Origin of the sequence: Streptomyces poriferorum (genome assembly GCF_019399235.1) — a bacterium.
Lineage (GTDB): Bacteria > Actinomycetota > Actinomycetes > Streptomycetales > Streptomycetaceae > Streptomyces > Streptomyces poriferorum.
In genome coordinates, this window is the sequence record NZ_JAELVH010000282.1 from 1 (window position 1) to 9,426 (window position 9,426).

Below are 9,426 nucleotides of genomic sequence, written 5' to 3' on the forward strand. Positions count from 1 at the left end.
TCATCCTGGAGGCGCCGGCGGCGGCGGACGCCGGCGCCTCCAGGATGACGTGTGCGTTCGTTCCGCTGATCCCGAACGACGAGACGGCGGCCCGGCGCGGCCCGCCGTGCTCGGGCCAGGGCTCGTCCTCGGTGAGCAGTCGTACGGCTCCGGCGTCCCAGTCGACGTGTGGAGAGGGCTCGTCCACGTGCAGGGTCTTCGGCAGCAGCCCGTACCGCATGGCCTGCACCATCTTGATGATGCCGCCGACCCCGGCCGCGGCCTGGGTGTGCCCGATGTTCGACTTCAACGACCCGAGCCACAGGGGCTGTTCGGCCGGCCGGTCCTGCCCGTACGTGGCGAGCAGTGCCTGCGCCTCGATCGGGTCGCCCAGCTTCGTGCCCGTGCCGTGCGCCTCGACCGCGTCGACGTCCGCCGTGGTGAGTCCGGCGTCGTCGAGGGCCTGGCGGATCACCCGCTGCTGCGAGGGGCCGTTGGGTGCGGACAACTGCCCGCTCGTGCCGTCCTGGTTGACGGCGGAGCCCCGTACGACCGCGAGCACCCGGTGTCCGTTGCGGCGGGCGTCGGACAGCCGCTCGACCAGCAGCACACCCACCCCCTCGCCCCAGCCCGTGCCGTCCGCCGACGCGGCGAACGCCTTGCAGCGGCCGTCGGGGGACAGTCCGCGCTGCCGGCTGAACTCGACGAACAGGCCGGGCGTGGCGATGATCGTCACCCCGCCCGCCAGCGCGAGATCGCACTCGCCCCGGCGCAGCGACTGCACAGCGAGGTGGAGGGCGACCAGCGACGACGAGCACGCCGTGTCCACCGTCACCGCAGGGCCTTCGAGCCCGAAGGTGTACGAGAGCCGGCCGGAGGCCACGGACCCGGCGCTGCCGGTCCCGATGTATCCCTCCAGGCCGTCCGGGGCCCGGCGGATCCGCCCGCCGTAATCGCCGTACATCACCCCGGCGAACACCCCGGTGCGGGAGCCGCGCAGCGTGTCCGGGTCGATGCCGGCCCGCTCGAACGCCTCCCAGGCGCTCTCCAGCAGCAGCCGCTGCTGCGGGTCGATGGCTGTCGCCTCCCGCGGGCTGATCCCGAAGAACGCAGGGTCGAAGCGGTCCGCCTCGTGCAGGAATCCGCCCTCCCGCGCATAGCTCCGGCCGGTCCGCTCGGGGTCGGGGTCGTAGAGCGCGGCGGTGTCCCATCCCCGGTTCTCCGGGAACGGGGAGATCGCGTCGGTGCCCGAAGCGACGACCTCCCACAGTTCCTCGGGGGAGCGGACCCCGCCCGGGTAGCGGCACGACATGCCGACGATCGCGATCGGTTCGTGCCGCTCCGCCTCGACCTCGGTCAGCCGCTGCCGGGTCTGGAGCAGGTCATTGGTCACGCGCTTGAGGTAGTCGCGGAGCCTGGCCTCGTTCGTCATGCGACGTCAACTCTCCTCTTCGTACGGTTCATTCGGAGCCGAGCTGCCCGTCGATGAGCTGGAAGAGCTCGTCGTCGGACGCCTGGTCCAGCTGGGGGGTGGCGGTGGTGTCGGTGTCCGTGACAGCTGAGGTGGTGCCCCCGGCTGCTGTGAGCCTGGCCTGCAGGGAGGCCAGTCGGGCGGTGATCCGCTCGCGGGCCTCCGCACCGAACGCGGCCCCGTCGACGGCGGTCTCCAGCTCGTCGATGCGGGCCAGCGTCGATGCCGCCCCGCCGGGCAGCCGGTCGGTCAGCTCCCCGTGGAGATGGGCGGCGAGCGCGGTCGCGGTCGGGCGGTCGAAGAGCAGGGTGGCGGGCAGCCTCAGCCCGGTCTCGGCGGCGAGGCGGTTGCGCAGTTCGACAGCGGCCAGTGAGTCGAGGCCGAGGTCGAGCAGACCCCGGTCGGCGGGAACCGGCCGGTTCGGCGGGTGGCCGAGGATCTCGGCCACCGCCGCCCGCACCAGATCCAGCACGATGCGCGGCCGGTCCGTCTCGGCGGCCCCGGCGAGCTTGCGGACCCAGGGGGCGTCACCGTCCACGACGGCGACGGGCCCGCCCATCGCCCCGGACACCTGCGCGGACCGCCTGGCCGGCAGACCGACCAGGGTCCGCAACATCGGCGGCACGCGGTCCGGGTCACCGAGCCCGCGCAGCGCCGAGGTGTCCAGCCGTGCCGGTACGGCGGTGGTGAGTCCCGAAGCCAGCGCCGCGTCGAACAGCGCGAGCCCTTCCTCCGCGGTCAGCGGTGCGATGCCGGTACGGGCGATCCTCGCAAGATCGGCGGCGCCCAGGGCCCCGCCCATGCCGCCTGGCTGCTCCCACAGCCCCCAGGCGAGGGAGAGCGCGGGCAGCCCGAGCGCGTGGCGGTGCTGGGCCAGCGCGTCCACGTACGTGTTGGCGGCGGCGTAGTTGGCCTGCCCCGCGTTGCCGATGACCCCCGCGACGGAGGAGAACAGGACGAACGCGTCCAGCTCGATTCCCCGCTCCAGGGTCAGCTCGTGCAGCAGCAGGGCGGCGTCCGCCTTCGGCCGGAGCACCGTTGCGAAGGCGTCATCGGTGAGCGCCTCCAGCGTGGCGTCCGCCGTGGCCCCCGCCGCATGTACGACAGCGGTCAGCGGATAACGGTCGGGAAGGGAGTCGAGGAGTTTCGTGAGCGCGGTCCGGTCGGCAAGGTCGCAGGCGGTGAGGGTGACGTCCGCGCCGAGACCGGTGAGGTCGGCCACGAGCTGCCGGGCACCGGGTGCGTCCGGGCCCCGGCGGCCGGTCAGATGCAGGCGCCGGACCCCGTGGTGGGTGATGAGCCGTTCGGCGACCAGCCGGCCGAGCGCTCCGGTCGCACCGGTCAGCAGCACCGTGCCTCGCCCCGCGTCCGGCCGGGCCGCACGGCTCTCCTCGGCGACCGGGACAGCGGCCAGGCGTGGCACCAGTACTTCGCCCTCCCGGAGGGCGAGTTGGGGTTCCTCCGTACCGAGAGCCGCGTCCCGGACCAGGGCCGACGCGTCCGTCCCGTCCGTGTCCAGCAGGACGAACCGCCCGGGATGCTCGGTCTGGGCCGTACGCACCAGTCCCCACCACGCGGACCGGTCGAGCCCCGGCACCGGTTCACCGTCGCGGACGGCGATCGCGCCGGTCGTCGGGACGACCAGCCGGGCCCGGCCGAAGCGGGGCTCGGCCAGCCAGTCGCGCAGCACCCGCACGAGGCCGGGCAGCGAACGCCGCGCCCCGTCCAGCACGGCATCGCCGAGGAACTCGCCCTCCGCGTCCGCGATCCTGAGTGCCTCGTCGAGGCCGACCGCGGCCGCCTGCTCCTCGGGGGCGGGCAACGTCGTCCACTCCACCCGGTACAGACCGTCCCCGTCCCGGCGGGCCCGCGCGAACCGGGCCGGATCGGCCTCCCGTACGACCAGGGACGCCACGGACAGCACCGGGGCCCCTGCCTCGTCGGTCAGCAGCAGTGCGGTGGTGTCGGGCCCGGCCGGAGACAGCCGCACGCGCAGCGGTCCGCTCCGCGCCGGGTGCACCCGCACCCCGTTCCAGGAGAACGGGACCGGGAGTCCGCCCGACGGCCCGGGGCCCGCGAGCGCGAGCGGGTGCAGGGCGGAGTCGATGAGGGACGGCGACAGGAGGTGTCCGTCGTCCGCTTCGGCCGGTCGGACCTCGGCGAACCAGGTCCCGTCGGCCGGGTCGCGCCATGCGGCCCGCAGCCCCTGGAAGGCGGGGCCGTAGGTGTAGCCCAGGGCGGCCAGTTCGGCATAGGCGCCGCCGACCTCGACGGGCTCAGCCCCGGCCGGCGGCCAGGCGCCCGTGTCCGGCTCCGGGGGTGCGGCCGTGTCCGGGGCGAGAACCCCCGAGGCATGCACCGTCCACGGCTCGCCGGCCGCCGCGTCCCGGTGCCCGGCATCCGGCCGCGAGTGGACCGTGACCGTCCGGCGGCCGTCCGCCCCGGCCGCCCCTACGCTCACCTGCACCCGTACGGACTCCGCGTCCGGGAGCAGCAGCGGATCACTGAGGGTCAGTTCGTCGACCACGGCTGCACCGGCCTCCCGGCCCGCGTACAGGGCGAGTTCGAGCAGCGAGGCTCCCGGCAGGACCACCGTGCCGAGCACCGCGTGGTCGGCGAGCCACGGATGGCTGTCCAGGGAGAGGAGCCCGGTGTGGACCGTGCCGGTACCGCCGGCGAGCTCCACGGCGGCCCCGAGCAGTGGATGGTCCGTGGCGCCGAGACCCGCCTGCTCCACCCCGGCCGTCCCGGCGGGAGCCGCCGGGCGGTCCAGCCAGTACCGCTCGCGCTGGAACGGGTACGTGGGCAGCTCGACGCGCCCGCGGCCTTCCGGCGCCCCGTACAGGGTCCGGCCGACGGTGACGCCGGCGGCGTGCAGCGTGCCGAGCGCTTCCGGCAGCGAGCGCAGTTCGGAGCGGTCGCGGCGCAGCAGCGGCACCAGTACCGCCTCCGGGTGCGAGTCGGCGGCCATGGTCGCGAGCACCGCGTCCGGGCCGAGCTCCAGGAACGTTCCGATGCCCAGGTCCCTGAGCGTGCGGACGCCGTCGGCGAAACGGACCGCCTCGCGGACGTGCCGTACCCAGTAGTCGGCGGAGGCGAAGTCGTCGGCATCGACGGCCTGTCCGGTGAGGTCGGAGATCACGGTGAGGGCCGGTGTCCGGAAGTCCAGCCCCGACACCACCTCGCGGAACTCCGCGAGGACCGGTTCCATCAACGGTGAGTGGAAGGCGTGGCTCACGGTGAGCCTGCGCGTCCTCGCGCCCGTCCCGGCCGCCCGGGCGGCGATCTCGTCCACCGCTCCGGCCTCGCCCGACACCACGGTGGCGCGGGGCCCGTTGAGCGCCGCGATGCCCGCACGGTCGTCGAGGCCGGTCAGCAGCCGCGTCACCGACTCCTCGTCGAGCGCCACGGCCAGCATGGCGCCCCCGGCCGGCAACCCCTGCATCAGCCGCCCTCGCGCCGCCACGAGTGTCGCCGCGTCGCCCAGCGACAGCACACCCGCCGCGTGCGCGGCGGCCACCGACCCGATGGAGTGCCCGAGCAACGCGTCGGGACGCACACTGAAGTGCTCCACCAGCCGGAACAGCGCCGTCTCCAGGGCGAACAGCGCGGGCTGGGTGTAGCGCGTCTCGTTCAGCAGGGCCGCCTCGGGCGTGCCCTCGCCGGCGAACATGATCTCGTGCAGCGAGCGGCCGATGTGTGGGTCGAGCGCCGCGCACACCTCGTCGAAGGCGTCGGCGAACGCAGCGTGCGCCGCGTACAGTTCCCGTCCCGCGCCCGCGCGCTGGCTGCCCTGACCGGTGAAGAGGAAAGCGGTCCGCACCCCCTCGGGCGCCAGGACCCCCCGGTTCTCGCCCGACGCGACCGAGGCCAGCGCGCGCAGGGCCTCCTCCCGGCCGGCCGCGACGAAGGAGGCGCGGTGCTCGAAGGGACCGGGCCCCGCCGTCAGAGCCGCCGGGACATCCGCCGGGTGCAGCGCCGGCCGCCGCTCGAGCACGTCGGCCAGTTGCGCCGCCCGCGCCCTCAGCGCACCGGGCGTGTGCCCGGAAACCAGCCACGGGACGAGCGGGCCGCCGGCGCCGGTGTCCGGAGCCTCCGTGGCGGGCGGGGTCTCGACGGCGGCCGTGGTGTCCGCGGCGGCCGCGGTGCCCTCCGGCGCCTCCAGGATGACGTGGGCGTTGGTTCCGCTGATCCCGAAGGACGACACGCCCGCCCGCCGGGGCCGCCCGTGCTCCGGCCAGGGGGTCGTCTCGGTGAGCAGCGCGACGCCGCCTTCCGACCAGTCGACCTGCGAGGTCGGCCGGTCGATGTGCAGACTCCTGGGAAGGGTCCCGTACCGCATGGAGAGCACGGTCTTGATGACGCCCGCGACGCCTGCCGCGGCCTGCGTGTGCCCGATGTTGGACTTCACCGAACCGAGCAGCAGCGGCGTGCCGTCCGGCCGGTCCTGCCCGTAGACGGCCAGCAGTGCCTGGGCCTCGATCGGGTCCCCGAGCCGGGTCCCGGTCCCGTGCGCCTCGACGGCGTCGACGTCCCTGGCGGCCAGACCGGCCCGTTCCAGGGCCTGGCGGATGACCCGCTGCTGCGAGGGGCCGTTGGGTGCGGTGAGGCCGTTGCTCGCGCCGTCCTGGTTGACGGCCGAGCCCCGGAGCAGGGCCAGCACCTCATGGCCGTGGCGCCGGGCGTCCGAGAGCCGCTCCACGAGCAGCAGCCCGACGCCCTCACCCCACCCGGTGCCGTCGGCGGCCTCCGCGAACGGCTTGCACCGTCCGTCGGCGGAGAGCCCCCGCTGCCGGCTGAACTCGACGAAGGTCGCGGGCCCGGCCATCACGGTGACCCCGCCGGCGAGTGCCAGGTCGCATTCGCCCTGCCGCAGCGCCTGGGCCGCCAGATGCAGGGCGACCAGGGACGAGGAGCACGCCGTGTCCACGGTCACCGCGGGCCCTTCGAGACCGAAGGTGTACGAGACCCGGCCGGAGGCCACACTGCCCGCGCTTCCGCTGACCAGGTACCCCTCGACCTCGCCGGGGGCGTTCGGCGACTGGTGCAGCCGGGCCCCGTAGTCGTTGTACATCACCCCGGCGAACACCCCGGTACGGGAGCCGCGCAGCCCGGCCGGATCGATCCCGGCCCGCTCGAACGCCTCCCAGGCCGTCTCCAGCAGCAGCCGCTGCTGCGGGTCCGTGGTGAGGGCCTCGCGCGGGCTCATCCCGAAGAACTCCGGGTCGAAGTCGGCGGCCGTGTGCAGGAATCCGCCCTCCCTGGCGTACGAGGTGCCGGGGCGGGAGGCGTCCGGGTCGTAGAGGGCGTCCAGGTCCCAGCCACGGTCGGTGGGGAAGCCGGACACGGCATCGGCCCCGTCGCTGACCAGGCGCCACAGTTCCTCGGGCGTGGTGACCCCGCCGGGGAAGCGGCAGGCCATGGACACGATGGCGATCGGGTCGTCGTCGGTGGCGGCGGCTGCCGCCGCCACCGGGGCCGACGCGGCTGTGGAGCCGACGAGTTCGGTACGCAGCCGGGCAGCGAGCGCCCGCGGGGTCGGGTGGTCGAAGACCAGGGTGGTGGGCAGGCGCAGACCGGTGGCCGTACCGAGCCGGTTGCGCAGATCGACGGCTGCCAGCGAATCGAAACCGAGGTCGGTGAAGGCGCGGCCACCGGGCACCGCCGCCGCGTCCGGGTGGCCCAGCACGGTGGCTGTGGCGGTGCGCACCAGCTCCAGCAGCTTCCGTTCCGCGTCCTCGGGAGAGAGACCGGCCACCTGACCGGCGAAGGCCGGACCGGAAGGGGTGGCGGCGGAGTTGGCCGCACGGCGGGGCCGCGTCGGCGTCAGCGACCGCAGCGGTGCGGGGACCGGCACGCCTCCTTCGCCCAGGGTGGCGGTGCTGAAGCGGGAGGCGACGAGCAGCGGGAGCCGGGAGCCGAGCGCGTCGTCGAAGAGCCGCAAGGCGTGCTCGGCGGGAAGCGGGGCGATGCCGGAACGGGCGAGCCGGACGAGATCGGAGGCGTCCAGCCCCGATCCCATCCCGTCGGGCTGGTCCCAGAGACCCCAGGCGATCGAGGCGGCGGGCAGACCGAGGGCGTGGCGGTGCTGTGCGAGGGCGTCCAGGTAGGCGTTGGCGGCCGCGTAGTTGGCCTGGCCGGCCGTGCCGGTGATCCCGGTGACCGAGGAGAAGAGGACGAAGGCAGCTGGTTCCAGACCGAGTTCGACGGTGAGTTCGTGCAGCAGCAGGGCCGCGTCCGCCTTCGGCCGCAGAACCGTGTCGAGGCGGTCCGGGGTGAGGTCCTCCAGTACACCGTCGTCCAGGACTCCGGCCGCGTGTACGACCGCGCTCAGGGGGTGTGCGGCGGGGATGCCGGTGAGCAGGCGGGTGACGGCGGCCCGGTCGGCGGTGTCGCAGGCCACGAGGGTGACGGTGGCCCCGAGCTCCGCGAGGTGCGCGAGCAGTTCCGGCGCGCCGGGGGCCGTCGGTCCGCGCCGCCCGGCGAGGAGCAGATGCCGGACTCCGTGATGGGTGATGAGACGCTCGGCGATCGTGGCGCCGAGCGCTCCGGTGGCCCCGGTCAGCAGCACGGTGCCCGCTCCGTCCGGGCCGGCGACCGACGGGGCCGGAGACGCGGTGTCCGGGCCGTCCGGTGCGATCTGCGCCAGCCGGGGTACGAGAACCCGGCCTTCGCGCAGCGCGAGTTGGGGTTCGTCGGCTGTCAGCGCAGCGGCCAGGGCCCGTTCGCTCGCCGCGCTTCCGTCGGAGTCGACGAGGACGAAGGTGCCCGGGTGTTCGGACTGGGCGGTGCGGAGCAGACCCCACACCGCAGCGGCCGGGAGACCGGCGACGGCCTCGCCGGGACCGGCCGCGACGGCGTTCGAGGTGACGACGGCGAGCCCGGTGCCCGGGGGCCGCTCAGCCACCAGCCACTCCTGGACGAGCGCCAGGGCCCGGTGGGCCGCCTCGGCCACGGAGAGGCCGGAGTCGATCCGTACGATCTCGGGCGCGGGCAGCACATCACCGGCGCGCCCGCGGTGAGCCCCCGGCTCCTTCCACTCCACCGCGTACAGCGGATCGGTGTGGGCGGGAGCCGTCGGGGCCGTCGTCACCGCGGGCGCGGGCAGCAGATGGACCGCGTCCACGGAGGCGACCGGGTCCCCGCCCGAATCGGTCAGCGAGAGGGACATGGAGTCCCCGCCCGCCGGCTCCAGCCGGATCCGCAGCGAGTCGGCACCGGTGGCGTGGAGGCGGACACCGGACCAGGAGAACGGAAGCTTCAGCTCCGCACCTCCGTCGCGCAGGGGCAGGAGGTGCAGCGCCGCGTCGAGCAGCGCGGGATGCAGGGCGAACTCAGCTGCGGAGTCGCGCAGTTCGTCCGGCAGGGCGGCCTCGGCGAAGAGGGCGTCCCCGACGGCCCAGGCGTTCCGCAGGTTACGGAAGACCGGGCCGTAGCCGTAGCCCAGCTGCTCCAGCCGTCCGTAGACCTCGGCCACGTCCGTGGGGACGGCGTCGGCCGGAGGCCACACGGCTTCCGGCGCGGGAACCTCGTGGTCCGCCGGAGCCAGCCGGCCGGAGGCGTGCCGCACCCACGGCGAACCGTCGGCGGGGCGGGCATGCACGCTGAACGGTCGGCCCGTGCTGTCGGGCGCGCCGACCGTCACCTGAAGAGACACCGCCGAGCCGTCGGCCGGCAGCGCGAGCGGAGCTTCGAGCGTCAGCTCGTCCACGACCGGAACATCCGCCTTCTCGCCTGCCCGCAGCGCCAGTTCGACGAAGAGCGCCGCCGGCACGAGCGGCACTCCGCCCATCGCATGGTCGGCGAGCCAGGGGAGCAGGGCCGTGCCCACCTCACCGGTGAAGAGCAGACCGTGGTCCTCGGCCAGCTCGACGGCCGGGTCGAGCAGCGCGTCGGCCGTGGCGGTCGCTGTCGCGTCCAACCAGTAGTGGGTGGGTTGGAAGGGGTAGGTGGGGAGGTGGGGGTGGGTGTTGGTG

General features: G+C 74.7%; 2 protein-coding genes. Both read right to left on the reverse strand.

Annotated features, from left to right (window positions below):
- Positions 1 to 1,411: type I polyketide synthase (locus JGS39_RS32775; protein WP_219573400.1), on the reverse strand; the 1,411-nt coding region annotated here is incomplete at its 3' end.
- A gap of 28 nt (positions 1,412 to 1,439) precedes the next feature.
- A partial coding sequence (locus JGS39_RS32780) for an SDR family NAD(P)-dependent oxidoreductase (protein ID WP_219573401.1) occupies positions 1,440 to 9,426 on the reverse strand: 7,987 nt, incomplete at its 5' end.